Source organism: Streptomyces sp. NBC_00353 (genome assembly GCF_036108815.1).
In the GTDB taxonomy this organism is placed as follows: Bacteria; Actinomycetota; Actinomycetes; order Streptomycetales; family Streptomycetaceae; genus Streptomyces.
Window position 1 is genome coordinate 4,838,640 of the sequence record NZ_CP107985.1, and the last position, 23,302, is coordinate 4,861,941.

At 72.1% G+C, this 23,302-nt stretch carries 19 protein-coding genes; 9 read left to right on the plus strand and 10 right to left on the minus strand.

The features are described from left to right. Positions 1 to 79: 79 nt before the first annotated feature. The 8 genes from OHA88_RS21825 to OHA88_RS21860 are packed head-to-tail and all read right to left on the minus strand — an operon-like array spanning position 80 to position 10,327. On the minus strand, positions 80 to 673 hold the full coding sequence (locus OHA88_RS21825) for a TetR/AcrR family transcriptional regulator (protein ID WP_267003291.1): 594 nt from the start codon (positions 671 to 673) through the stop codon (positions 80 to 82). Beyond that, positions 661 to 1,395, minus strand: coding sequence for an enoyl-CoA hydratase family protein (locus OHA88_RS21830; protein ID WP_326628289.1), 735 nt, complete (start codon positions 1,393 to 1,395; stop codon positions 661 to 663). Before OHA88_RS21830 ends, OHA88_RS21825 begins: the two co-directional genes overlap by 13 nt. Beyond that, on the minus strand, positions 1,392 to 3,017 hold the full coding sequence (locus tag OHA88_RS21835) for a 4-coumarate--CoA ligase family protein (protein ID WP_328626744.1): 1,626 nt from the start codon (positions 3,015 to 3,017) through the stop codon (positions 1,392 to 1,394). Before OHA88_RS21835 ends, OHA88_RS21830 begins: the two co-directional genes overlap by 4 nt. A 45-nt stretch (positions 3,018 to 3,062) precedes the next feature. After that, positions 3,063 to 4,259, minus strand: coding sequence for an acyl-CoA dehydrogenase family protein (locus OHA88_RS21840; protein WP_328626745.1), 1,197 nt, complete (start codon positions 4,257 to 4,259; stop codon positions 3,063 to 3,065). Beyond that, the gene (locus OHA88_RS21845; RefSeq protein ID WP_328626746.1) at positions 4,256 to 6,202 is read right to left on the minus strand and encodes an acetyl/propionyl/methylcrotonyl-CoA carboxylase subunit alpha; all 1,947 of its coding nucleotides are present in this window, start codon (positions 6,200 to 6,202) and stop codon (positions 4,256 to 4,258) included. The genes OHA88_RS21840 and OHA88_RS21845 overlap by 4 nt, the downstream gene beginning before the upstream one ends. An 8-nt stretch (positions 6,203 to 6,210) precedes the next feature. Continuing rightward, positions 6,211 to 7,809 (minus strand): acyl-CoA carboxylase subunit beta, encoded by a 1,599-nt coding sequence (locus OHA88_RS21850; RefSeq protein WP_328626747.1) that lies wholly within the window; start codon positions 7,807 to 7,809, stop codon positions 6,211 to 6,213. Continuing rightward, positions 7,806 to 9,524, minus strand: a complete 1,719-nt coding sequence (locus OHA88_RS21855) for an acyclic terpene utilization AtuA family protein (RefSeq protein WP_328626748.1) — start codon at positions 9,522 to 9,524, stop codon at positions 7,806 to 7,808. Before OHA88_RS21855 ends, OHA88_RS21850 begins: the two co-directional genes overlap by 4 nt. Beyond that, positions 9,521 to 10,327 (minus strand): TIGR03084 family metal-binding protein, encoded by an 807-nt coding sequence (locus tag OHA88_RS21860; RefSeq protein WP_328626749.1) that lies wholly within the window; start codon positions 10,325 to 10,327, stop codon positions 9,521 to 9,523. The genes OHA88_RS21855 and OHA88_RS21860 overlap by 4 nt, the downstream gene beginning before the upstream one ends. A 133-nt stretch (positions 10,328 to 10,460) precedes the next feature. Here OHA88_RS21860 and OHA88_RS21865 point away from each other — a divergent pair, with 133 nt between their 5' ends. Then, positions 10,461 to 11,207, plus strand: a complete 747-nt coding sequence (locus tag OHA88_RS21865; protein ID WP_328626750.1) for an NUDIX domain-containing protein — start codon at positions 10,461 to 10,463, stop codon at positions 11,205 to 11,207. Between the two features lie 174 nt (positions 11,208 to 11,381). Here the strand turns inward: OHA88_RS21865 and OHA88_RS21870 are convergent, their stop codons facing one another. Then, positions 11,382 to 12,344 (minus strand): EamA family transporter, encoded by a 963-nt coding sequence (locus tag OHA88_RS21870; protein ID WP_267003300.1) that lies wholly within the window; start codon positions 12,342 to 12,344, stop codon positions 11,382 to 11,384. Between the two features lie 162 nt (positions 12,345 to 12,506). Here OHA88_RS21870 and OHA88_RS21875 point away from each other — a divergent pair, with 162 nt between their 5' ends. Beyond that, positions 12,507 to 13,391 (plus strand): LysR family transcriptional regulator, encoded by an 885-nt coding sequence (locus OHA88_RS21875; protein WP_328626751.1) that lies wholly within the window; start codon positions 12,507 to 12,509, stop codon positions 13,389 to 13,391. A 72-nt stretch (positions 13,392 to 13,463) separates the two neighbouring features. Further along, on the plus strand, positions 13,464 to 14,612 hold the full coding sequence (locus tag OHA88_RS21880; RefSeq protein WP_328629756.1) for a serine hydrolase domain-containing protein: 1,149 nt from the start codon (positions 13,464 to 13,466) through the stop codon (positions 14,610 to 14,612). A 143-nt stretch (positions 14,613 to 14,755) separates the two neighbouring features. Here OHA88_RS21880 and OHA88_RS21885 read toward each other — a convergent pair whose 3' ends face one another. Next, a complete protein-coding gene (locus tag OHA88_RS21885; RefSeq protein ID WP_328626752.1) occupies positions 14,756 to 17,575 on the minus strand; it encodes an FAD-binding and (Fe-S)-binding domain-containing protein in 2,820 nt (939 codons plus the stop codon). 287 nt (positions 17,576 to 17,862) lie between these two features. Here OHA88_RS21885 and OHA88_RS21890 point away from each other — a divergent pair, with 287 nt between their 5' ends. Genes OHA88_RS21890 through OHA88_RS21915 form a run of 6 tightly spaced genes read left to right on the plus strand, consistent with a single transcriptional unit; the run spans position 17,863 to position 23,217 of the window. Continuing rightward, positions 17,863 to 19,320, plus strand: coding sequence for an ATP-binding protein (locus tag OHA88_RS21890; RefSeq protein WP_328626753.1), 1,458 nt, complete (start codon positions 17,863 to 17,865; stop codon positions 19,318 to 19,320). Next, entirely contained in the window at positions 19,317 to 19,757 is a 441-nt protein-coding gene (locus OHA88_RS21895; protein WP_328626754.1) for a roadblock/LC7 domain-containing protein, read from the plus strand. The genes OHA88_RS21890 and OHA88_RS21895 overlap by 4 nt, the downstream gene beginning before the upstream one ends. Further along, on the plus strand, positions 19,754 to 20,116 hold the full coding sequence (locus tag OHA88_RS21900) for a DUF742 domain-containing protein (RefSeq protein WP_267003310.1): 363 nt from the start codon (positions 19,754 to 19,756) through the stop codon (positions 20,114 to 20,116). Before OHA88_RS21895 ends, OHA88_RS21900 begins: the two co-directional genes overlap by 4 nt. Further along, positions 20,097 to 20,759 (plus strand): GTP-binding protein, encoded by a 663-nt coding sequence (locus OHA88_RS21905; protein ID WP_328626755.1) that lies wholly within the window; start codon positions 20,097 to 20,099, stop codon positions 20,757 to 20,759. Before OHA88_RS21900 ends, OHA88_RS21905 begins: the two co-directional genes overlap by 20 nt. Beyond that, on the plus strand, positions 20,756 to 22,009 hold the full coding sequence (locus OHA88_RS21910) for a cytochrome P450 (RefSeq protein ID WP_267003314.1): 1,254 nt from the start codon (positions 20,756 to 20,758) through the stop codon (positions 22,007 to 22,009). Before OHA88_RS21905 ends, OHA88_RS21910 begins: the two co-directional genes overlap by 4 nt. Then, the gene (locus OHA88_RS21915) at positions 22,009 to 23,217 is read left to right on the plus strand and encodes a cytochrome P450 family protein (RefSeq protein WP_328626756.1); all 1,209 of its coding nucleotides are present in this window, start codon (positions 22,009 to 22,011) and stop codon (positions 23,215 to 23,217) included. Before OHA88_RS21910 ends, OHA88_RS21915 begins: the two co-directional genes overlap by 1 nt. Positions 23,218 to 23,302 lie beyond the last annotated feature (85 nt).

The window sequence follows — 23,302 nt, forward strand, 5'->3', positions numbered from 1 at the left end:
GACCCGGTGGGTCGGGCCGGGCCGTCCGCGGAAGGGGAAGCCGAGGGTGCGGCACGCCTGGAGTCGGCTGCCCAGGGGCTCAGTTGAGTGCGTCGTCCAACAGGGCCGCCCACTGTGCCACGACCCTCTGCCGCCGGGCGGTGTCGTCGGTCAGTACGTTGGCCAGGCCGAGGCCGCGGGCCATGTCGAGGAGGCCCTGGACGGTTTCGCGTACGCCTGGCCGTGTCTCGTCGGCCTTCAGGAGTTCGACGGCGATGCGGTGGGTCTCGCGGCCGACGCGGGCTTCGAGTTCGCTGACGCGGGGGTGCAGTGACGCCTCGTTGGAGGCGGCGACCCAGAGCTGGAGTGCGGCGCGGAACAGCGGTCCTGTGTAGAGGTCGACGAGGGCGGCGACGACGGCTGCGCGGCCCTGGACGGGCAGGGCGCGCAGGGCGGCGGAGCGTTCCTCGGCGACGTATTCGACGGCTGCCGTGAACAGGTCCTCGCGGGTGGGGAAGTGGTGCTGGGCGGCGCCGCGCGATACGCCTGCGCGTTCGGCGACGACGGAGACCGTGGAGCCTGCCCAGCCGTGTTCGGCGAGGCAGGCGACCGCGGCTTCGAGCAGCCGTCGGCGGGTGGCGCGGCTGCGGTCCTGCTTGGGAGTCCTGTCGGTGGAGGGCGTCACAACACCCATGCGGGGTCCCGTCGTTCGTGGAAGGCCGTCATCCCTTCCCGTGCCTCGGCGGAGGCGAAGAGTGCTGCCGAGCGGGCGATGAGGTCTTCGGCGTACTGGTCGAAACTTTCCCGCACAGTAGCTGTGACCAGCTCCTTCGATGCTGCCAGCCCCTGTGGTGAGGCTCGGCGCAGTCCGTCGAGTACGGGGACGAGCGCCTTGTCCACGTCGTCGGCGGCGAGGGTGATCAGGGAGATCCGGGCGGCTTCGGTCGCGTCGAAGCGTTCTCCGGTGAGGTAGTAGCGGGCGGCGGCGCGCGGGTCGGTGCGGGGCAGCAGGGGCAGGGAGATCACGGCGGGGGCGAGGCCGAGCCGGGATTCGGTGAGGGCGAAGGTGGAGGCGGGTCCGGCGGCCGAGATGTCGCAGGCGGCGAGGAGTCCGAGGCCGCCTGCCCGGACGTGTCCGTCGACGCGGGCCACCACGGGTTTGGGCAGGGTGACGATCTCCCGCATGAGGGCGACGAACGCTTCCGGGTCGGGGGGTGCGCCGAGGTCCGCACCGGCGCAGAACGTGTTGCCCGTGTGGGTGAGGACCACGGCTCGTACGGTGTCGTCCTCGCCGTATCGGGCGAGGGTTTCGCGGAGTTCGGCGACGAGCCGCGCGGAGAGTGCGTTGCGGTTCGTCTGCGAGTCCATCCGTACGGTGGCGATGCCACGTTCTCTGCCGGTGCGGACCAGTTTCATGCCTCTGCCGCCTTCTCGATGACTTTTTCGTTGACCTGTTCCCGGTCGCGCAGTTCGCGCCGGAGGATCTTTCCGGAGGTGGCGCGGGGTACGGCGCCGATGAATTCGACCCGCCGGACCTTCTTGTACGGGGCGACGCGCTCGGTGACGTACGCCATGACGTCGTCGGCGGTGAGGTCGTCGGGGGCGACTCCCGCCTGCCGGACCAGATACGCCTTGGGGACTTCGTTGCCGTCGGTGTCGTACACCCCGATGACGGCGGCGTCCGCGATCGACGGGTGGCCGAGCAGCAGGGCTTCGAGTTCGGCGGGGGCGACCTGGTAGCCCTTGTACTTGATGAGTTCCTTGACCCGGTCGACGATGCGGAGCCAGCCGTCGGCGTCGACGCGGCCGATGTCGCCGGTGTGCACCCAGCCGTCGGCGTCGATCATGTCGGCGGTGGCCCCGGGCCGGCCGAGGTAGCCCTTCATCACCTGCGGGCCGCGGATGAGTACCTCGCCGTCGGTGTCGATGCCGGCGTCGCGGTCCGGGTCGTCGAGGGAGACGATGCGCATCTCGGTGCCCGGCAGGAGTTTTCCGACGGCGCCGGGCGGCGGGTTCTCGGCGGCGAGCGGGACTACGTGGGTGCCGGGCGAGAGTTCTGTCATGCCGTACGCCTGCCGTACCGGTGGCAGTCCGAGGCGCCGGGAGCAGGCGGCGGCGAGTCCTGCGTCGAGCGGGGCGGCGGCGCTGACGATGTACTCCAGCGAGGACAGGTCGTACTGGGCGACGGCCGGGTGTTTGGCGAGGGCCAGGACGATCGGCGGGGCCACGTACAGCCCGCTGATCCGGTGCTTCTCGATCGCGGTGAGGAACTGGACGAGGTCGAAGCGTGGCAGGACGACGACGGTGGCGCCGAGCCGGAGCGGGGCGTTCATCAGGGCGGTCAGCCCGTAGATGTGGAAGAACGGGAGGACGGCGAGGATCCGGTGGCCGGGGTTCATCGGGATGAACGGCCGCAGCTGCTCCAGGTTGGTGGCCATGGAGCGGTGGGTGAGCATGACGCCCTTGGGTGTGCCGGTGGTGCCGGAGGAGTACGGCAGTGCGGCGATGTCCTCGGCCGGGTCGATGGTGATCCGTGGTTCGGGGGCGGTGGAGCCCAGCATGTCGAGTACGGAGGTGTGTCCGTCGGCCCGGTCGCAGACGAATATCTCCTCTATGCCGCCGACGAGTTCGGCGGCGCGGCGGGCGGTTTCGAGGAGTGGGGAGACGGTGACGATCCAGCGGGCGGAGGAGTCGCGGAGTTGTTTGGCGAACTCCTCCGCCGTGGCGAGGGGGTGCACGGTGGTGACGGTGGCGCCCGCCCTGGTGGCTCCGAAGAACACGGTCGGGTAGGCGAGGGTGTTGGGGCTGTGCAGGGCGACGACGTCGCCCTTGCGGACCCCGGTGGCGGCGAGCGCCGCCGCGATCCGGCGGTGGAATGTGTCGAGTTGCCGGTAGGTGAGCGTGGTGGTGCCGTCGGTGCCGTCGATCAGGGCGACCGTGTCGCCGTAGGCGGCGGCGGCCTGCCCGAGGACCGCGTCATGGATGGGGAGGTCGAGCGGCTGGACGTCTGCGTACTCGCTGCGGAACACGTTCACCATGGCGGGTCCCTTCGAACGGCGGCTGGAGGGACAGAGTCCCCTGTGTCAGTACGACTTGGGGAGACCCAGGGACTGGTGGGAAACGTAGTTCAGGATCATTTCCCGGCTGACGGGCGCGATCCGGGCGACGCGGGCTGCGGTGATCAGGGAAGCGATGCCGTATTCGCGGGTGAGGCCGTTGCCGCCGAGGGTGTGCACGGCCTGGTCGACGGCTTTCACGCAGGCCTCGGCGGCGGCGTACTTCGCCATGTTGGCGGCTTCGCCCGCGCCGATGTCGTCGCCCTCGTCGTAGAGCCTGGCGGCCTTCTGCATCATCAGGCGGGCCAGTTCGAGTTCGATGTGCGCCTGGGCGAGGGGGTGGGCGATGGCCTGGTGGGAGCCGATGGGCTCCTTCCACACCTGTCGGGTCCGCGCGTAGTCGACGGCGCGGCCGAGGGCGTACCGGCCCATGCCGAGGGCGAAGGCGGCGGTCATGATGCGTTCGGGGTTGAGTCCGGCGAAAAGCTGGAGGAGGCCCGCGTCCTCTCCCCCGCTCTCGGCTTCGCTCGAGCCGGAGGTACCCCCTCCGACGAGGGCGTCGGCGGGCAGCCGCACGTCGTCGAGGACCAGTTCGAACTGCTTCTCCGGTGCCTGGAGTTCCATGTCGATCTGCGAGCGCTGAAATCCGGGGGCGTCGCGCGGGACGATGAAGAGGCAGGGCTTGAGCTTGCCGGTCCTGGCGTCCTCGGTGCGCCCGACGATGAGGGTGGCGTCGGCGATGTCGACGCCGGAGACGAACACTTTCCGCCCGGTGAGCAGCCAGTCCTCGCCGTCGCGGCGGGCGGTGGTGGTGATGCGGTGGGAGTTGGAGCCGGCGTCGGGTTCGGTGATGCCGAAGGCCATGGTGAGGGTGCCGTCGGCGAGGCCGGGGAGCCACTGCTGTTTCTGGGTGTCGGTGCCGAAGCGGGCGATGACGGTGCCGCAGATCGCCGGGGAGACGATCATCATGAGGAGGGGCGATCCTGCCGCTCCCAGTTCTTCCAGGACTATGGAGAGTTCGGCCATGCCGCCGCCTCCGCCGCCGTACTCCTCGGGGAGGTTGACCCCCAGGTAGCCGAGCTTGGCGGCTTCGGTCCACAGTTCGCGGGGGTGGGCGCCGTCGCGTACGACGGAGGTCATGTAGTCGCGCCCGTACCGCTTTCCGAGTGCGGCGACGGCGGCGCGCAGGGCTTGCTGCTCTTCGGTTTCGAGGACGGTGGTCATGGGGTCGGTTCCTCCTGTGCGTCTTGCACGACGGCGAGCAGGGCGCCGACCTCCACCTGGAGGCCGGGTGCGGCATGGAGCGCGGTGAGGGTGCCGGAGGCGGGGGCGAGGATGCGGTGTTCCATCTTCATCGCCTCCAGCCAGATGAGGGGCTGCCCGGCCCGGACGGTGGTGCCGGGTGCGAGGCCGTCGGCGAGCCGGACGACGGTGCCGGGCATGGGGGCGAGCAGGGAACCGGGTTCGGTGCGTTCGGTGGGGTCGGTGAAGCGGGGGAGGGCGGTGAAGGTGTGCGTGCCGGTGGCGCCGTCCACGTGGACCCGGTCGTGGTGGGTGGCGAGGCGGAAGTGGTGGGTGACGCCGTCGTCGGTTTCGACGGTGACGTGTCCGGGGGTGGCGGTGAGGATCCGGGCGCCGGGGGTGTCGATCGCGCCGCTGCGGGTGGTGCGGTAGGCGATCTCGTGTTCGGCGCCGTCGGGTTCGCTGCGGTAGCGCCTGGTCTGCGGCTGGGAGGGGAGGTTGCGCCAGCCGCCGAAGCGGGATGTGCCGACGGCGTCCGGGTGCCGGGCGGCGTGGGCGGCGGCTGCGGCGAGGGCCGCGAGGTGCCGGTCCGCGTTGTCGCCCGGGGTGCGGGTGAGGGCGTCCAGGTGACGGTCGTAGAAGCCGGTGTCGGGGCGGGCGCCGGTGAAGTCGGGGTGGCGCAGGGACCGTACGAGCAGCTCGCGGTTGGTGACCGGGCCGTGGATGCGGGTGCGTTCCAGGGCGCGGGCGAGGAGCCGTACGGCTTGGGCGCGGGTGGGGGCGTGGGCGATGACCTTGGCGAGCATCGGGTCGTAGTGGATGCCGATGGTGTCGCCGCCGGCGTATCCGGTGTCGAGGCGCAGACCGGGTTCGTCCGGTACGTCCAGCGTGAGCAGTGCTCCGGTCTGTGGCTGCCAGTCGCGGGCCGGGTCCTCCGCGTAGAGCCGGGCCTCGACGGCGTGCCCGTGCGGGGTCGGGGGCGTGGTGGGGAGGGGTTCGCCTTCGGCGACGGACAGTTGCAGGGCGACGAGGTCGAGCCCGAAGACGGCTTCGGTGACGGGGTGTTCGACCTGGAGGCGGGTGTTCATTTCCAGGAAGTACGGGCGTCCGTCGGCGGCGAGGAGGAACTCGACGGTGCCCGCGCCCCGGTAGCCGACGGCGCGGGCCGCTGCGGTCGCCGCGTCGTGCAGCCGGGTGCGCAGCGCGTCGTCGAGGCCGGGTGCGGGGGCCTCCTCGATGACCTTCTGGTGGCGGCGCTGGAGCGAGCAGTCGCGGGTGCCGAGCGCCCATACGGTGCCGTGTGCGTCGGCCATGATCTGGACCTCGACATGCCGGCCGCGTTCGACGTAGGGCTCGGCGAAGACTTCGCCGTCGCCGAAGGCGCTCGCGGCCTCGGCCGTGGCGGCCGCCATCTCGCCCGGCAGTGCGCCCAGTTCACGTACGACCCGCATGCCGCGTCCGCCGCCGCCCGCCGCGGCCTTCAGCAGCAGCGGCAGGTCACCCGCGGTCGCCTGCGCCGGGTCGACGGGTGCGAGCAGCGGCACCCCGGCGGCGGCCATGAGTTCCTTGGCCCGGGTCTTGGACGCCATCATCTCGATGGCCTTGACCGGCGGGCCGACCCAGACGAGCCCGGCGTCCTGCACGGCCCGGGCGAACCCGGCGTTCTCGGAGAGGAAGCCGTAGCCGGGGTGCACGGCGTCGGCGCCCGCCGTGCGTGCGGCACGTACGACGAGATCGCCGCGCAGATAGGTGTCGGCGGGCGCGGCCCCCGGCAGTCGTACGGCGGTGTCGGCCTCCCTGACGTGCAGTGCGTCGGCGTCCGCGTCCGAGTACACGGCGACGGTGGCGATGCCGAGTGCACGGCAGGTGCGGAAGATCCGGCAGGCGATCTCGCCCCGATTGGCGACGAGCAGGGTGCTGATCATGGTCGGCCTCACATCCGGAAGATGCCGAAGCCGCCGCGGGCGCCTTCGACCGGGGCGGTGTGGATCGCGGACAGGCAGATCCCGAGGACGGTCCTGGTGTCGCGCGGGTCGATGACCCCGTCGTCGTACAGCCGCCCGGAGAGGAACATCGGCAGCGACTCGGACTCGATCTGCTGCTCCACCATGGCGCGCAGCCCGGCGTCGGCCTCGTCGTCGTAGGGCCGTCCCTTCGCGGCGGCGGAGGCCCGGGCGACGATGGACAGCACACCCGCGAGCTGCTGCGGGCCCATCACGGCGGACTTGCTGCTCGGCCAGGCGAAGAGGAAGCGGGGGTCGTAGGCGCGCCCGCACATGCCGTAGTGCCCGGCCCCGTAGGAGGCGCCCATCAGCACGGACAGGTGCGGGACCCTGGAGTTGGACACCGCGTTGATCATCATCGCGCCGTGTTTGATGATGCCGCCCTGCTCGTACTCCTTGCCGACCATGTAGCCGGTGGTGTTGTGCAGGAAGAGGAGGGGGATGTCGCGCTGGTTGGCGAGCTGGATGAACTGGGCGGCCTTCTGCGACTCCTCGCTGAACAGCACCCCTTGCGCGTTGGCGAGGATACCGACGGGGTAGCCGTGCAGCCGCGCCCATCCGGTGACCAGGCTCGTCCCGTACAGCGGTTTGAACGCGTCGAAGTCGGAGCCGTCGACGAGCCGGGCGATCACCTCGCGCGGATCGAACGGGATCTTGAGATCCCCCGGCACGATCCCGAGCAGCTCGTCCTCGTCGTACTTCGGCGGCTCGGCGGGTCCTGGATCGGCGTGCGCCTTGCGCCAGTTGAGCCGGGCGACGATCCGCCGTGCCTGGCGCAGCGCGTCGTGCTCGTCGACGGCGAAGTGGTCGGCGAGTCCGGAGGTGCGGGCGTGCATGTCGGCGCCGCCGAGGGACTCGTCGTCGCTCTCCTCGCCGGTCGCCATCTTCACCAGCGGCGGTCCGCCGAGGAAGACCTTCGACTGTTCCTTGATCATGACGGTGTGGTCGGACATCCCGGGGACGTATGCCCCGCCGGCCGTGGAGTTCCCGAAGACGACCGCGACGGTGGGGATACCGGCGGCGGAGAGCCGGGTGAGGTCCCGGAACAGTGCGCCGCCGGGGATGAAGATCTCCTTCTGGGACGGCAGATCGGCCCCGCCTGACTCGACGAGGCTGATGCAGGGCAGCCGGTTGGCGAAGGCGATCTCGTTGGCGCGCAGGGCCTTCTTCAGGGTCCAGGGGTTGGAGGCGCCACCGCGTACGGTCGGGTCGTTGGCGGTGATCAGGCACTCCACGCCCTCGACGACCCCGATGCCCGTGACGAGCGAGGCGCCCACGGCGTACTCGCTGCCCCAGGCGGCGAGCGGCGACAGCTCGAGGAACGGTGTGTCGGCATCGATCAGCAGCTCGATCCGCTCCCGGGCGAGGAGTTTGCCGCGCCCCCGGTGCCGTTCGACGTACTTCTCGCCGCCGCCCGCGAGGGCCTTGCCGTGCTCGGTGCCGAGCTCGTCGATCCGGTCGAGCATGGTGGCGCGGTTCGCGGCGTATTCGGGACTCGTGGTGTCGAGCCCGGTGGCCAGGACGGTCATGCGTGCGCCTCCGGTGCGTCGGTGGTTTCGAGCAGGGTCACGGGGATGGGGAGGTGCCGGGACCGCAGCCACTCCCCCACCGCCTTGGCCTGTGGATCGAAGCGGGCCTGTGCGGCGACGCCTTCGCCGAGCAGGCCGTGGACGACGAAGTTCAGCGCGCGGAGGTTCGGCAGGACGTGCCGGACGACGTTCAACTCGGCTGTTTCGGGGAGCAGTTCCTGGAAGCGTTCGACGGTCAGTTCGTGCGCCAGCCAGCGCCAGGCGTCGTCGGTGCGGACCCAGATGCCGATGTTGGCGTCACCGCCCTTGTCGCCGCTCCGCGCCCCGGCGATGCGCCCGAGGGGGGTGAGCTGGGTCAGCCCGGCGGGCAGGGGTTCGGGGAGAGCGGGCTCGTCCACTTCCTCGAGCGCCTTTGTCCGTACGGGTGGTGTCACCCGCTCCCGTCGCCCGTCCGGCCCCACGGCGATGTGCTCGACGTCCTCCGCCGGTACGTACCTCGCCTCGAACACTCCGTAGGGCGCGCCCTTGCCGGGCGGGGCGGTGACGTGGAAGCCCGGGTAACTGCCCAGGGCCAGCTCGATCGCGGCCCCGGAGACCGTCCTTCCGACGGCCTCCGGGTCCTGGTCGCGGACGACGAGCCGGAGCAGGGCGCCGGCGGTCTCCTCGGTGTCGGCGTCGGCCCTGTCGGTACGGGCCAGCTCCCACCGCACCTCGTCGGGCGGCCCGGTACGGGACCGGGTGAGCGCCTGCGCGAACTGGTCCTGCACCAGCTGTGCCTTGGCCTCGATGTCGAGTCCGGTGAGCACGAAGACGACCTCGTTGCGCCAGCCGCCGAGCCGGGTGAGCCCCGCCTTGAGGGTGCGCGGCGGGGCCTCGCCGCGCACCCCGGAGATCCGGACCCGGTCCGGCCCGTCCTGGGTCAGGCTCACGGTGTCGAGCCGGGCGGTCACGTCCGGCCCGGCGTACCGGGCGCCCCCGGTCTCGTAGAGGAGCTGGGCGGTGACGGTCCCGACGTCGACGAAGCCGCCCGTGCCGTCGTGCTTGGTGATGACGGACGACCCGTCGGCGTGGATCTCGGCGAGCGGGAAGCCGGGCCGGCGGATGTCGTGGCCGCGGAAGAAGGAGTAGTTCCCGCCGGTGGCCTGGGTGCCGCACTCCAGGACGTGCCCGGCGACGACGGCCCCGGCGAGTGCGTCGTGGTCGTCCGGCCCCCAGCCGAAGTGGGCGGCGGCGGGGCCGGTGACGAGGGCGGCGTCGGTGACCCGGCCGGTGACGACGACATCGGCCCCGGCGCGCAGGCAGGCGGCGATGCCGTGGCCGCCGAGGTAGGCGTTGGCGGTGAGGAACCCGTCGGGCACGGGCAGGCTGTCGCCCTCGACATGCGCGACCCGGACCGGCACCCCCACCTTGCGTGCCAGCTCGGCGACGGCCCCGGCGAGTGCGGCCGGGTTGAGCCCTCCGGCATTGGCGACGATCTTCACACCACGCTCGTGGGCGAGCCCGAGGCCTTCTTCGAGCTGCTGCAGAAAGGTGGTGGCGTAGCCGCGGGCGGGGTCCTTGAGCCGGCTGCGCCCGAGGATGAGCATGGTCAGCTCGGCGAGGTAGTCGCCGGTGAGGACGTCGAGGGGGCCGTCGGTGAGCATCTCGCGTACGGCGTCGAAGCGGTCGCCGTAGAACCCGGAGGCGTTCCCGATCCGCAGCGGTGCGGCGGTCATCGGGCGCCGACCCGTGCACCGCCCCCGGGTGCGCGGCCGGGGCCGGGTGGGCCGGCGAAGGCCTGGGCGATGTCCAGCCACTGGTCGGCGTCGGCCCCGAAGGCACGGACGGCGAGGTCGCCGCGGTGGGCGCGCTGGGTGACGAGGAGGCAGAAATCGTGCAGCGGCCCGGTGACACGCTGTCCGGCATCCTCGGGCCCGAATGCGATCACCTCACCGTCGGGCGCTTCGAGTTCGACGCGGAACTCCTCATCGGGCGCCTTGATCCCCCGCACGAGGAACGCGTAGTCACGGGCCCGCACCCCGATCCGGGCGATGTGGCGCAGCCGGGTGGTCGGGGCGCGTACGGCGCCGAGGGCGTCGGCGATGTCCTGCCCGTGCGCCCAGGTCTCCATCAGCCGCGCGGTCGCCATGGACGCGACGCTCATGGGCGGCCCGTACCAGGGGATGCGGGTGCCGGGCGGGGCGCCGCGCAGGGCTCGTTGGAGCCGGTCACGTCCGTCGCGCCAGCGTGCGAGCAGCGCGGCCGGCTCCACGGCCACGAGCACCTCGGCGGCCTGGTCGACGAAGCTGTCGGGTGCCGCCTGCGCCTTGGCGACCTCCGCCGCGAAGGCGTCCGGGTCGGTGACGGCGAGCAGGGCGACCTCGTCGGTCCACGTCAGATGGGCGATCTGGTGGGCGACGGTCCAGCGCTCGGCGGGGGTCGGTCCGGCCCACTGGTCGGCGCTCAACTCCGCTACCAGCAGGTCGAGTTCGTCGCTCTCGCTGCGCAGATCGTCGAGCACGGCTGCGGCATCGGACACGGTGCGCTCCCCTCGGGGCGTGGCGGTGTGCCCAGGAGCATGTCAGCGGACCAGGAAACAAGCAAGCATGCTTGCATTGTTTGATGCATCCGGCTCCACGGCCGGGCCGGGACCCGGCTGCTAGCCTCCGCCGATGACTGACGAACCTCGCACCGCGGGTGTGCGTTTCGACGACAACAGGCTTGTCCTGGAGCAGTATCGGGACGAGACCGGCATCTACTACTCCTTCCCGGGCGGCGCCCCGAGCTCCGCCCCGGGTTCCATCCGCGCCGACGACCGGGCCGCCGGGGGGACATCGGCCGCGCTCTCCCTGGCCGAGGCGCTGCACGCCCGGATCCGCCCGGTCGGCACGGCGGAGAATGTCCTGCGCGCGTGGTCGCAGGGAGCTCCCCCGCAGGACACGGCCGCCCTGGACGACCCGACGACAGCCGAACCGACCCGGGTCCGCGGCGGCGCGATCGTCATCCGCGACCGGCGGATGCTGCTGATCCACTTCCCCGGGGACGACGGCTGCCACTACGAGATCCCGGGCGGCGGCGTCGAAGCCGGCGAGACACCGGAGGTGGCGGCGGTCCGCGAACTCCGGGAGGAGACCGGCCTGCACGGAACGGTCGTACGCGAGGTGGCCCGGATCTGGCGGGGCGGCACCCGGGGCCACTACTTCACGATGGAGGCAGAGGGCGAGGTGGGCGAACCGGAGACCCTGGACAACTACGGTGGCGCCCCTGCCTGGGTACCGGTCTCCGACCTGCCCACCACCCCGGTCTGGCCCCGCCGCCTGTCCTGGCGGATCGCCCACTGGCACGCCTCCGGCTGGCCGACGTCTCCGGCGGAACTGGCGGATTCGGTCTGGGACCTGGACGCGGCCTGCGGATGGTGACGGCAGCCCCCTGAGGGCTGTCCCGTGATCCCTGGCGGGCGCACGACGACAGCTACGGCACCTCGACGCGTTGTCGGAACGCCCGAATACGACCGGTATGAAGACGTCCCTCCGCCTTGCGATGCACCGCATCCGACGCCGCGCGCTGATCCACCAGGGATTACGGGACAGCCCTCAGGAATTCGCCTTCGCGCGGCGGCCGGCGCCCACCTGGCTGCGGACCGCACCCATGCTCGCCCCGATGACCAGCGCGATCGCCAGTGCGTCGGTGGCCGTCAGGGCCTGGTCGAGGATGAGGAAGCCGGCCGTCGCCGCGATGGCCGGTTCCAGGCTCATCAGTACGGCGAATGTGTGCGCGGGCAGCCGGCGCAGCGCCATCAGTTCGAGGGTGTACGGGAGCACCGAGCTCATCAGCGCCACCGCCGCACCCATCGCCAGTGTCGACGGGACCGCCAGCTTCGCGCCGGATTCCAGGATGCCCAGCGGCAGCGACAGCACCGCGGCGACCACCATCGCCAGGGCCAGACCGTCGGCCTGCGGGAAGCGGCGGCCGGTGCGGGCGCTGAAGACGATGTACGTCGCCCACATCGCCCCCGCACCCAGCGCGAACGCCGCACCGAGCGGGTCCAGCCGGTCGAAGCCTCCGCCGCCCAGCAGGAACACCCCGCCCAGCGCGAGCCCCGCCCAGACGAAGTTGATCAGGCGGCGGGAGGCGATCACCGAGAGCGCCAGCGGGCCGAGCACCTCCAGGGTGACGGCCGCGCCCAGCGGAATGCGGTCGAGAGCCTGGTAGAAGAGCATGTTCATGGCGCCCATGGCGATGCCGAACGCGACCACCGTGCCCCAGTCGGCCCGCGAGTGGCCGCGCAACTTCGGGCGGCAGACGACCAGCAGGACGACCGCGGCGACCACCAGCCGGAGCGTGACCACCCCGAGCGCACCGGCCCGCGGCATCAGCAGGGCCGCGACCGCCGAGCCGAACTGCACGGAGAGGCCGCCCGCGACCACCAGGGCCACCGGGGCGAGCGCCGCCCTGCGCCCGCCCGGACGCACAGGGCCCCCGTCGAGGGCGGACACCGCCTCCGGTACGGCGACGGCTGCTGCGGCCGGCTCTGCGGCACTGCGCTGGTCGTTCACGTGGCGGCCTTCGTCCTCGATGGGCTGAGCAGGGTCGGGTTCACTTCATTGCACTGCACGATTGAAGATACTGCACTCTTGCGGCATGGGCCGTTTCTTTACGGTAGAGACCTCCGCGCGGCGCGTGAAATGCCGAATGCGCTCCCGTTATGCTGCCGACGCATGAGCACAGGACAGGGCCGCAGCGTCGAGCTGCGCCACTTGCGGGCCTTCCTCGCCGTCGCTGACGCGGGCAACGTCACACGCGCCGCAGCCGCGCTCCGCCTCACCCAGCCCGCCGTCTCCCGCACCCTCGCCGCCCTTGAGCAGCATCTCGGCGTCCGTCTCGTGGACCGCTCCACCCATCACCTCGCTCTCACCCCCGAGGGCGTCGTCTTCCGCGACAAGGCGGCCGCCGCGGTCGCCGCCTTCGACGAGGCGGTCGACTCCGGCGGCCTGCGCCACTGGCCGCTGCGGCTCGGACACGCCTGGTCCGCGTTCGGCCCGTACACCACACCGCTGCTCCGCAGCTGGCAGGAGCGGTACCCGGAGACCCCTCTCGAACTGCTGCGGATCGACGACCGCACGGCCGGGCTCACCCGCGGCGAGGTCGACGCGGCGCTGCTGCGCGGGCCCGTCGACGCGCCGGGTCTCGTCACCGAGGTGCTGTTCAGCGAGGACCGGGTGGCGGCGGTGACCGCGGACGGGCCGCTCGCCGCACACACCACGCTCCGGCTCGCCGATCTCGCGGGCGGCACGGTCGTCCTCAACACCGTCTCCGGCACCACCACCGTCGACCTGTGGCCGCCGCACGCCCGGCCCGCCGCCACCCTCACCGTCGCCAACACCGACGACTGGCTGACCGCCATCGCGGCCGGGCGCGGATCCGGGGTGTCGGTCGCCTCCACCGCCGACATGCATCCGCACGCCGGGGTCGCTTACCGCCCGCTCGTCGACGCCCCGACCGTGCCGCTGCTGCTCGCCCGCCGCGACGCACCCGGCCATCCGGCGCTGCCGAAGCTCGCCGAAATGGCGCGGGAAATCATTGGAGAAGACATCGCCGGGTGAGGGAATTTCCCCGCACAGCAGGGGAGTTGGGGTGCTGTGAAAGCCGGACACAGGCCGGCCGACACCTGGGGGATCACCTTGACGAACGACATCACCGTGCACGGCACGGTCGCGCCGGGCTTCGAAGGCGTACGGGACGCCTACGCCGCCGTACTCGCCGAGGACACCACCGAGCCCGGGTCCCAGCTCGCAGTGCGGCTGCACGGCCGGACGGTCGTCGATCTGTGGGCCGGGGACGGGATCGAGGCGGATTCACTGCCCGCCGTGTACTCGTCCACCAAGGGCGCCGCTCACCTGGTCGTCGCGTTGCTGATCCAGGACGGCGTTCTCGACCTGGACCGTACGGTCGCCTCCTACTGGCCGGCGTTCGCCGCCGAGGGCAAGGGTGAGCTGACACTGCGGCAGCTGCTCGCGCACGCCTCCGGAGCGATCGGGGTCGAGGGCGGGTTCAGCGACGAGGAGCTGGCCGACGACCGGCTGCTCGCCGCCCGGCTGGCGGAGCAGAAGCCGTTCTGGACGCCCGGCACGGCGTACGGGTACCACGGCCTGGTGATCGGGGCCCTCACCGGTGAAGTGGTGCGCCGGGTCACCGGGCAGTCGATCCAGGAGCTCTTCGAGGAGCGGATCAGGGCCCCGTACGGGCTGGACTTCTTTCTGGGGCAGCCCGAGGCGCTCGAAGCGCGCTACGTCGCCATCCGGCCGATGGCACCCACCCCGGAGCAGGCGGCCGGGCTCGCGCTCGACCCGGTCGATCCGAAGAGTCTCAGGGCCGTCGCCTTCAACTACCCGACAGACCTGATCGCGTGGATCAACAAGCCGTCCGTGCGGGCGCTCGGCCCGGCCTCGGTGGGTGGTGTGGGCTCCGCGCGCGGGCTGGCCGGGATGTACGCGGCCGCCATCTCGGAGGTGGACGGCCGGGCCCCGCTGCTCAAGGCGGAGACGCTCGCCGACGTCGCCCGGCCGCACGCGGTGGGCACCGACCTGGTGACCGGCGAGGAGGACCACTTCGGGCTCGGCTTCGAGCGGCCGTCCGTGCGGTATCCGTCGCTGGGCGAGGGGGCGTTCGGGCACTGCGGTGCGGCGGGGGCGCAGGCGTTCGCGGATCCGGCCAGTGGGGTGGCGTACGGGTACACACGGCGGCGGTATGCGTTTCCTGGCGGGGCGGCGCCGGAGAACGAGCGGTTGGTGGCGGCGGTGGCGCGGGCGGCCGCCACGGGCTGATGGCGCGCGGGGCGGGGCGGTTCCGCTCCCCGCCCCGCCCCTTCCCGAACCCGGGGCTCCACCCCGGAGGCCCGCTGCTCGATCGCCGCAGGGGCTTGGGGTGTTGCCGCCGGGGCCCGGGGCGGGCGCCGCAGGGGCTGGGGTCAGACCGGGTGGGTGTCGGTACTGTTCAGGCCTTCTGCCAGCAGCTCTGCCAGGTGTCTCGACCGCACTCCCGCCAGCTGTGCCAGCTGGGTCCGGCAGGAGAAGCCGTCCGCCAGGATGTCCGTGCCGGGCTCCGCGCTCCGTACCGACGGCAGCAGCTGCTCCTCCGCGCATGCCACCGACACCCCCCAGTGGCCTCGTTCGAAACCGAAGTTGCCCGCCAGTCCGCAGCAGCCACCGGTCAGTTCCCCTTCCAGTCCGGCGCGTTCGCGCAGCCGTCGTTCCGCCGCGTCACCGAGGACGGCGTGCTGGTGGCAGTGGGTCTGGCCGACGACCGGGCGGTCCAGGCGCGGCGGCTGCCAGTCAGGGGCGTACTCCTCCAGGTACTGGGCCAAAGTGCGTACGGAGGTGGCGAGTTCGGCGGCGCGGGGGTCGTCGGGGAGGAGTTCCGGGAGATCCGTACGGAGGGTGGCGGCGCAGCTCGGTTCGAGGACGACGAGCGGGTCGCCGAGGGAGGCCCCCATCCGGTCCAGCGTGCGGCGCATGACCCTGCGGGCCTTGTCCAGCTGGCCCGTCGATACGTAGGTGAGGCCGCAGCACACCCCCCGCCCCGGGTACAGGGCTGTCCGGCCCGCCGCCTCCAGGACCCGGACAGCCGCCCTGCCGACCTCCGGGGAGAGGTGGTTGGTGAAGGTGTCCGGCCAGACCGTCACCACCTGGTCGCTCGAAAGGAGCACCGTCCCCCGGCCCCCGCGCTTGACCGCCCACCGGGTGAACGTCTCCCCCGCCAGCACCGGAATCGTCCGCTCCGCAGCGATGCCCGCGAGCCGTTTCGCCAGTGCGGCGAGCGGGCGGATCCGGGCCAGCAGGTTCAGCACGGGCGCGAACGGGGCCGCGAGCCGCAGCCACCCCGGCAGCCGGCCCATCACGTAGTGGGCGGCAGGGCGCAGCCGCCCCCGGTAGTGGTGGTGCAGGAACTCCGCCTTGTACGTGGCCATGTCCACGCCCACCGGGCAGTCGCTGCGGCATCCTTTGCAGGACAGGCACAGGTCGAGCGCGTCCCGGACCTCCTTCGACCGCCATCCGTCCGTGATCACCTCACCCGCGAGCATCTCGTGCAGCAGCCGGGCCCGGCCGCGGGTGGAGTGCGCCTCCTCACCGGTCGCCCGGAACGACGGGCACATCACGCCCGTGCCCGGCGCCTGCGCCGTACGGCACTTCGCGACGCCGACACACCGTCGTACGGCCGCCGAGAAGTCGCCGCCGTCGTGCGGGTAGCCGAAGGTGACGTCCACCGGGCGCGTCGGCAGGACGTCGAAGCGGAGGTTCTCGTCGAGGCGGGCCGGGCGGGCGAGCACACCGGGGTTCATGCCGCCGTCCGGGTCCCAGAGATCCTTGAACCTCCCGAAGAGAGCGACGAGTTCGTCCCCGTACATGCGAGGAAGCAGTTCGGCCCGGGCCTGCCCGTCGCCGTGTTCCCCGCTCAGCGATCCGCCGTGCGCGACGACAAGCGTGGCCAGCTCCTCGGAGAAGCGGCGGAACCGGGCCACGCCCTCACCGCTCAGCAGGTCGAAGTCGATCCGCACATGGATGCAGCCGTCGCCGAAGTGTCCGTACGGTGTGCCGCGCAGCCCGTGTGCCGTGAGCAGGGCGCGGAATTCGCGCAGATAGGGGCCGAGGCGTGCGGGCGGTACGGCGCAGTCCTCCCAGCCGGGCCAGGCCTCACTGCCGTCGGGCATCCGGGTCGCCGTGCCGGATGCGTCCTCCCGGATGCGCCACAGGACCCGCTGGCCGGCCGGGTCGGTGACGACGGCCGCGTCCAACGCGTCGGCCGCCCGCAGGATCTGTGCGGCGCGTGCCCGTGCCTCGGCCGGGGTGGCGCCGCCCGTCTCGACGAAGAGCCAGGCTCCGCCGCGCGGCAGACCGGCCGGTTCGCGTACGAGATCGGCGGCCATGCCCTCGACCGTCAGGGGGCAGTACGGGAGGAGGCCGGGGGCGGCTTCGGCGGCCGCGGACTCGTCGGCGTACCCGAGTACGGCGAGGGCGCGGGCCTCGGGTGCCTCGACCAGCCGTACGGTCGCCTCCGTCACCACGCCGAGCGTCCCCTCGCTGCCGCAGAAGGCGCGGGCCAGGTCCGGTCCGCGCTCCGGCAGCAGGGCGTCGAGGGCGTACCCGGAGATGCGGCGCGGGAGTTCGGGGAAGCCGGTGCGCAGCAGGGCGAGGTGGCTGCCGGCCAGTTCGCGCAGGCCGGCGGGCGCGCCGTCCCACCGGCCGCGGCCCAGCCGCAGCGTGTCGCCGCCGTAGCGGGCGACGGTCAGCGCTTCGACGTTGTCGGCGGTGGTGCCCCAGGCCACCGAGTGCGAGCCGCAGGAGTTGTTGCCGATCATCCCGCCGAGTGTGCAGCGGCTGTGCGTGGACGGGTCCGGGCCGAACGTGAGGCCGTGCGGTGCGGCGGCGCGGCGCAGGTCGTCCAGGATCACGCCCGGCTGGACGACGGCCGTGCGGGCCCCGGCGTCCAGCTCCACGATCGACCGCAGGTGGCGGGTGAGGTCGAGGACCACACCGGTGCCGGTGGCCTGCCCGGCGATGGAGGTACCGCCGCCGCGCGGGACCACGGGCACCTCGTGCGCGCGGCAGACGGCGAGCGCGGCGGCGATGTCGTCGGCGTCGCGCGGAGCGACTACGCCGAGCGGTACGCGACGGTAGTTCGAGGCGTCCATCGTCATCAGCGCCCGTGCGGCGGCGTCGAACTCCACCTCTCCGCGCACGGCGCTGGAGAGGGCCCGCACAAGAGAGGTCCGCATCTGCTCGTCGGTCATGCGCTCAGGATGCCGTCGATCGTCCCGCCGACCGTGCCACTGGAGCTGCCGCCCCTCGCGTTTCCCCTGAATACGTCAGTACGTCGGAATACGTCGGAATACGTCGGCCCCGTAGTCACATACGTAACAAAGAAAGCCGCAAGCGCTTCCCAAACAGATCGTCAATTCTCATATAGTGACCTCGACTTGATTAGGAATTATCAGCTCCAGTTATCGCCCTCACCCTCGCCCGCGCCGAACTGTCCGGATCCGCCCTGTCCGTCACCGTCCGCCCCCAAGGACTCCGCTTGCGCTCCTCATCCCGGCCGACCGCACTGGCCCTGCTGGTCTCGGCGGCCGTCACCGGCTCCTGCTGCCTGTGGGCGGCCGTCGCCGCCCCCGCCTCGGTAAGGACCCCGCTGGCCTGGGGGGCGGGCGCCGCCGCCGTGCTGCTGTCGGTCGCCGTGGCGGCCGCCGTGCACGCCCGGGTCACCATGCGCCTGCTGCGCGCGCGTCACGCGGTGGAGGCCGAGCGGTTCACCGCGGAGACCTCGCGGCTGGTGTCGACGTCCGCGGCCGAGGCCCAGCGGTTCACCGCGGAGACGGCCAGGATCAAGGCCGCCGCCTCGGCCGAGACCGCCCGGATCACCGAGCAGGCGGCCGCCGAGGCCGCCCGGCTGGGCGCCGAGGTGGAACAGCTGACCGCCCGCGCGGCCCGCAGCGCCACCGAGCGCTCCGCCGCGGTCGCCGCATGCGCCAATGCCGCGGGCCGGATGCAGGCCCTGGCCACGAGCATGCTCGCCGACCTGCGCGAGATGGAGCACCGGCACTCCGCCGAGGACATCCTCGGGGATCTGCTGCACCTGGACCACCGCACCGCCCAGGTCGGCCGGGTGGCCGACTCGATCGCCGTGCTGACCGGTGCCCGCTCCGGACGCCGCTGGGCGAAGCCGATCGTGATGGAGTCCATCCTGCGCGGCGCGATGGGCCGGATCGGCGGCTATCAGCGGGTACGTCTCCACTCGACCAGTGATGTCGCGATCGCCGGCCACGCCGCCGAGGGTGTCATGCACGCCCTCGCCGAACTCCTCGACAACGCTGCCAACTTCTCGCCGCCCACCGCGGAAGTCCATGTGTACGTCGAGGAGGTGCCGGCCGGTGTCGTGCTGACTGTCGAGGACAGCGGCCTGGTGATGAGCGATGTGCAGTTGCGGCGCGCCGAGCGCGCGGTGTCCGCGACCGACCAGGACCTGGCCGGGCTGTCCGGCACCCGGCTCGGCCTGGCCGTCGTCGGCCGGCTGGCCCGCAAGCACGGTCTGACGGTGTCGTTCCGGCCGTCCGCGCGGGGCGGCACGGGAGCATTGATGATGCTCCCGCAGGAGCTCATCACCCGGACCCCGGTGGCCGTTCCGGCACCCGCCCCGGTCACCGCGACGCCGCCCCTCGCGCCGGCCGCCGGGCCGGAACCCGCCCACGACGCGACGGACACGGCACCGGAGGCCGACGCCGGCACCGGCACCGGCGCTGAGCCCGGCACAGAGACCGGCACCGACGCCGAGCCCGAGCCCGCCACCGGCGAGAGCGGACTGCCCAAGCGCACCCGCGGTCGTACCCTCGCCGCCGCCGAGGCCCGCGCCCGGACCGACGGCGCCACCGCAACTCCCCGGCCCCGTACCGCCGACCCCAAGGAACAGGCAGCGCGCTTCAGCAGCTTCCGCCAGGCTGTACGGCCCAATTCCCCGCACCCGGAAGGCAACACCCGATGACCGCGACCACCGACGAGAAGCTCAACTGGCTGCTGGAGGGGCTCCTGGAGCGCACCCCCGGCACCCGGCATGCCCTCGTCCTCTCCAGGGACGGCCTCAAGCTGTGCCGCACCCCCGAGCTCTCCGTCGACCAGGCCGACCAGCTGGCCGCGATCTCGGCCGGCATCCAGAGCCTCTCGCACGGCGCGTCCGTCGAGTTCGGTGACGGCACCGGCGGCGTACGGTCCGCGATGGCCGAGTTCTACGGCGGCGTGCTGTTCATCGTCGAGGCGGGCGCGGGCGCCCATCTCGCGGTCGTCGCCTCCGAGGACGCCGATGTCGGCCTCATCGGGCACAACATGAGCGAGCTCGTCGAGCAGCTCGGCGAGCACCTCAGTGCCCCGCCGCGCTCCACCGCGGACCCGACTGCCACCGTCGACGCGACCGCCGACGTATGACCCGCCCCCGACCCGGCCGGGACGACGGTCCGGACCGGCTGTACACCCTCACCGGTGGCCGCAGCCGGTCCGATTCGGACGCGTTCGACCTGGTGACGCTGGTGGTCTCCGAATGCGAGCCGTCCCCCGGCATGCAGTCGGAGCACGTCACCATCCTGCGCATGTGCGAGCGCCCCACCGCGGTCGTGGAGATCGCGGCGGGCCTCGGCCTGCCGGTCAGCATCGTCCGGATCATGCTGTCCGATCTGCTGGCCACCGGCCGGATCAGCGCCCGTCACCCCCGTACCGCCCGTGTCGCGGACCGGTTCCCCGACCCCGACATCCTGGAACAGGTGCTCGTTGGACTCCGCAACCTCTGACCGTTCCGCCCTGCAGGCGACGGCCGACAACGGACTGAAGATCGTCGTCGTCGGCGGCTTCGGCGTCGGCAAGACCACCATGGTCCGATCCGTCAGCGAGATCCGTCCGCTGAACACGGAAGAGACCATGACCCGCGCGGGCGAGGCCGTCGACCGTCTCGACGGGGTGTACGCGAAATCGTCCACGACCGTCGCCTTCGACTTCGGCCGGATCACGCTCGACGAACGCTCGGTGCTGTACCTGTTCGGCGCCCCCGGTCAGGAACGCTTCTGGTTCCTGTGGGACCGGCTGTTCTCGGGCACGCTCGGCGCCGTCGTCCTCGTCGACACCCGTCGGCTCGCCGACTCCTGGTACGCGATCGACCGCCTGGAGCACCACGGCACGCCGTTCATCGTGGCGTGCAACGACTTCGGCGGCCCGCTCCACACCGAACAGCAGATACGTGAGGCGCTCGACCTCTCGGACGACATACCCCTGGTGGAGTGCGACGCCCGGGACCGTTCGTCGAGCAAGTACGTACTGATCACGCTGGTCGAGCACCTCCATGCGCTCGCGCAGGGCAAGGTGTCCGCCCCGTCCGCCGCCCGTCCGGAGACCACGCCGGAGCCCGCACCGCAGAAGACCCCGGAGCCCAGCTCGTGACTCAGCCCCCGGCGCCCCCCGCCGGCTGCCCCGTCCCGCACGGCCCCGCGCCGCTCTCGGGCCCCCGGTTCCAGACCGAACCGACCCGGCTGTACCGGGAGATGCGCCGCGACCACGGAGCCGTGGCGCCTGTCGTCCTCGACGGCGACGTACCCGCCTGGCTCGTCCTCGGCTACCGCGAACTGCACCAGCTGACCAACGACCCGGTGCTGTTCAGCCGCGACTCCGACCTGTGGAACCAGTGGGACCGCATTCCGGACGACTGGCCGCTGCTGCCGATGATCGGCCGCAAGCAGCCGTCGATCCTGTACACGGTCGGCCCGCGCCACACCGAGCGCGCCGCGATGATCAGCAACGCGCTGGAGGCCGTCGACCCGTTCGCGCTCAAGCGGTACGCGGAGGACTTCGCGGACACGCTCATCGACCGGTTCTGCTCCAAGGGCGGGACCGACATCATCGCCGACTACGCGATGCTGCTCCCGGCCCTCGTCCTGGCGAAGATCTACGGCTTCGGCAGCGATACCGGATTTGCGCTCGTCGGCTCGATCAACGACATGATCGACGGCCGCGAGCGGGCCCTCGCCGGGCAGCAGCACCTCGCCTCGTCCATGGTCCAGCTGCTGGTCGACAAGAACGCCGAGCCCGCCGACGACGTCGCCACCCGGATGCTCGCCGACCCCGGCGGCTTCACCGACGAGGAAATCGCCCAGGACCTGATGGTCATGATGGCCGCGGGCCACCAGCCGACCGCCGACTGGATGGGCAACTCGCTGCGGCTGATGCTCACCGACGACCGGTTCGCCGCGTCCCTGTCGGGCGGCCGGCACAGCGTCGCCGAGGCCATGAACGAGGTCCTCTGGGAAGACACCCCGACGCAGAACGTGGCGGGCCGCTGGGCGTCGCGCGACACCCACCTCGGCGGCCGTCACATCCAGGCGGGCGACCTGCTGCTGCTCGGCATCGCCGCCGCCAACGGGGATCCGCAGGTCCGCACCGACGGCTCGTCACTGACCGGCGGCAACAACGCGTTTCTCTCCTTCGGCCACGGCGAGCACCGCTGCCCGTTCCCGGCCCAGGAGACCGCCGAGGTCATCGCCCGTACCGGCATCGAGGTGCTGCTGGACCGGCTGCCGGACCTCGACCTCGCCGTCCCCGCCGAACAGCTGACCCGGCGCCCGTCCCCCTGGCTGCGGGGCCTGACGGACCTGCCCGTGACGTTCACTCCCACCCCCGCCCTTGGAGGCCATTGATGACCCGGATCGCCCTTGACCCCTTCGTCACCGATCTCGACGGCGAGAGCGCCCGGCTGCGCGCGGCGGGTCCGCTCGCCGAGGTGGAGCTGCCGGGCGGGGTGCACTGCTACGCGGTCACCCACCACGCCGAGGCGCGGCAGCTGCTCACCGACAGCCGGGTCGTCAAGGACATCAATGTCTGGAGCGCCTGGCAGCGCGGCGAGATACCGATGGACTGGCCGCTGATCGGCCTCGCCAACCCGGGCCGTTCCATGCTGACGGTCGACGGCGCGGACCACCGCCGGCTGCGCACCCTGGTCGCGCAGGCGCTGACCGTGAAGCGGGTGGAGCGGCTGCGGGCCGGCATCGAGGCGCTGACGACGGCGAGCCTGGACCGGCTGTCGGCGCTGCCCCGGGGCGAGCAGATCGACCTGAAGGCGGAGTTCGCGTACCCGCTGCCGATGAACGTGATCAGCGAGCTGATGGGCGTGGACGCCGCCGACCACCCGCGGCTGAAGGAGCTGTTCGAGAAGTTCTTCTCGACGCAGACGCCGCCGGAGGAGGTCCCGCAGATGATGGCGGACCTCGGCGCCCTCTTCACGAAGATCGTCGACGCCAAGCGTGAGAGCCCGGGTGACGATCTGACGAGCGCCCTGATCGCGGCCTCCGAGGACGGCGACCACCTCACCGACGAGGAGATCGTCAACACCCTCCAGCTGATCATCGCGGCAGGCCACGAGACCACCATCAGCCTGATCGTGAACGCGGTCGTGGCACTCCAGACCCACCCCGAGCAGCGCAAGCAGGTGCTCGGCGGGGAGGTGCCGTGGGAGAACGTGATCGAGGAGACCCTGCGCTGGAACACCCCGACCTCGCATGTGCTGATCCGGTTCGCCACGGAGGACGTCGAAGTCGGCGACAAGGTGCTGCCGAAGGGCGAGGCGCTGATCGTCTCCTTCGGTGCGCTGGGCCGCGACGAGGCGCAGTACGGGCCGACCGCCGGTGACTTCGATGTCACCCGCTCCCCCAACCGCCACATCGCGTTCGGCCACGGCCCGCATGTGTGCCCCGGGGCGGCGCTGTCGCGGCTGGAGGCGGGGGTGGCGCTGCCCGCGCTGTACGAGCGGTTCCCGGATCTGGAACTCGCCGTCCCGGCCTCCGAGCTGCGGAACAAGCCGATCGTCACCCAGAACGACCTGTACGACCTGCCGGTCGAGCTGGGCTGATCCGCCGTTCGAGGTGGTCCACAGGCCGGAGCGGTGTCTCATCCGACGGACACGGTCCTCGACCGTGTCCACGAGGTACTACGCT

What these genes read in the sequence shown, in the direction of transcription:
- OHA88_RS21825 (WP_267003291.1), bottom strand. Translation starts at nt 673, where the DNA reads ATGGGTGTTGTGACGCCCTCCACCGACAGGACTCCCAAGCAGGACCGC.
- OHA88_RS21830 (WP_326628289.1), bottom strand. Translation starts at nt 1,395, where the DNA reads ATGAAACTGGTCCGCACCGGCAGAGAACGTGGCATCGCCACCGTACGG.
- OHA88_RS21835 (WP_328626744.1), bottom strand. Translation starts at nt 3,017, where the DNA reads ATGGTGAACGTGTTCCGCAGCGAGTACGCAGACGTCCAGCCGCTCGAC.
- OHA88_RS21840 (WP_328626745.1), bottom strand. Translation starts at nt 4,259, where the DNA reads ATGACCACCGTCCTCGAAACCGAAGAGCAGCAAGCCCTGCGCGCCGCC.
- OHA88_RS21845 (WP_328626746.1), bottom strand. Translation starts at nt 6,202, where the DNA reads ATGATCAGCACCCTGCTCGTCGCCAATCGGGGCGAGATCGCCTGCCGG.
- OHA88_RS21850 (WP_328626747.1), bottom strand. Translation starts at nt 7,809, where the DNA reads ATGACCGTCCTGGCCACCGGGCTCGACACCACGAGTCCCGAATACGCC.
- OHA88_RS21855 (WP_328626748.1), bottom strand. Translation starts at nt 9,524, where the DNA reads ATGACCGCCGCACCGCTGCGGATCGGGAACGCCTCCGGGTTCTACGGC.
- OHA88_RS21865 (WP_328626750.1), top strand. Translation starts at nt 10,461, where the DNA reads ATGACTGACGAACCTCGCACCGCGGGTGTGCGTTTCGACGACAACAGG.
- OHA88_RS21875 (WP_328626751.1), top strand. Translation starts at nt 12,507, where the DNA reads ATGAGCACAGGACAGGGCCGCAGCGTCGAGCTGCGCCACTTGCGGGCC.
- OHA88_RS21885 (WP_328626752.1), bottom strand. Translation starts at nt 17,575, where the DNA reads ATGACCGACGAGCAGATGCGGACCTCTCTTGTGCGGGCCCTCTCCAGC.
- OHA88_RS21895 (WP_328626754.1), top strand. Translation starts at nt 19,317, where the DNA reads ATGACCGCGACCACCGACGAGAAGCTCAACTGGCTGCTGGAGGGGCTC.
- OHA88_RS21900 (WP_267003310.1), top strand. Translation starts at nt 19,754, where the DNA reads ATGACCCGCCCCCGACCCGGCCGGGACGACGGTCCGGACCGGCTGTAC.
- OHA88_RS21915 (WP_328626756.1), top strand. Translation starts at nt 22,009, where the DNA reads ATGACCCGGATCGCCCTTGACCCCTTCGTCACCGATCTCGACGGCGAG.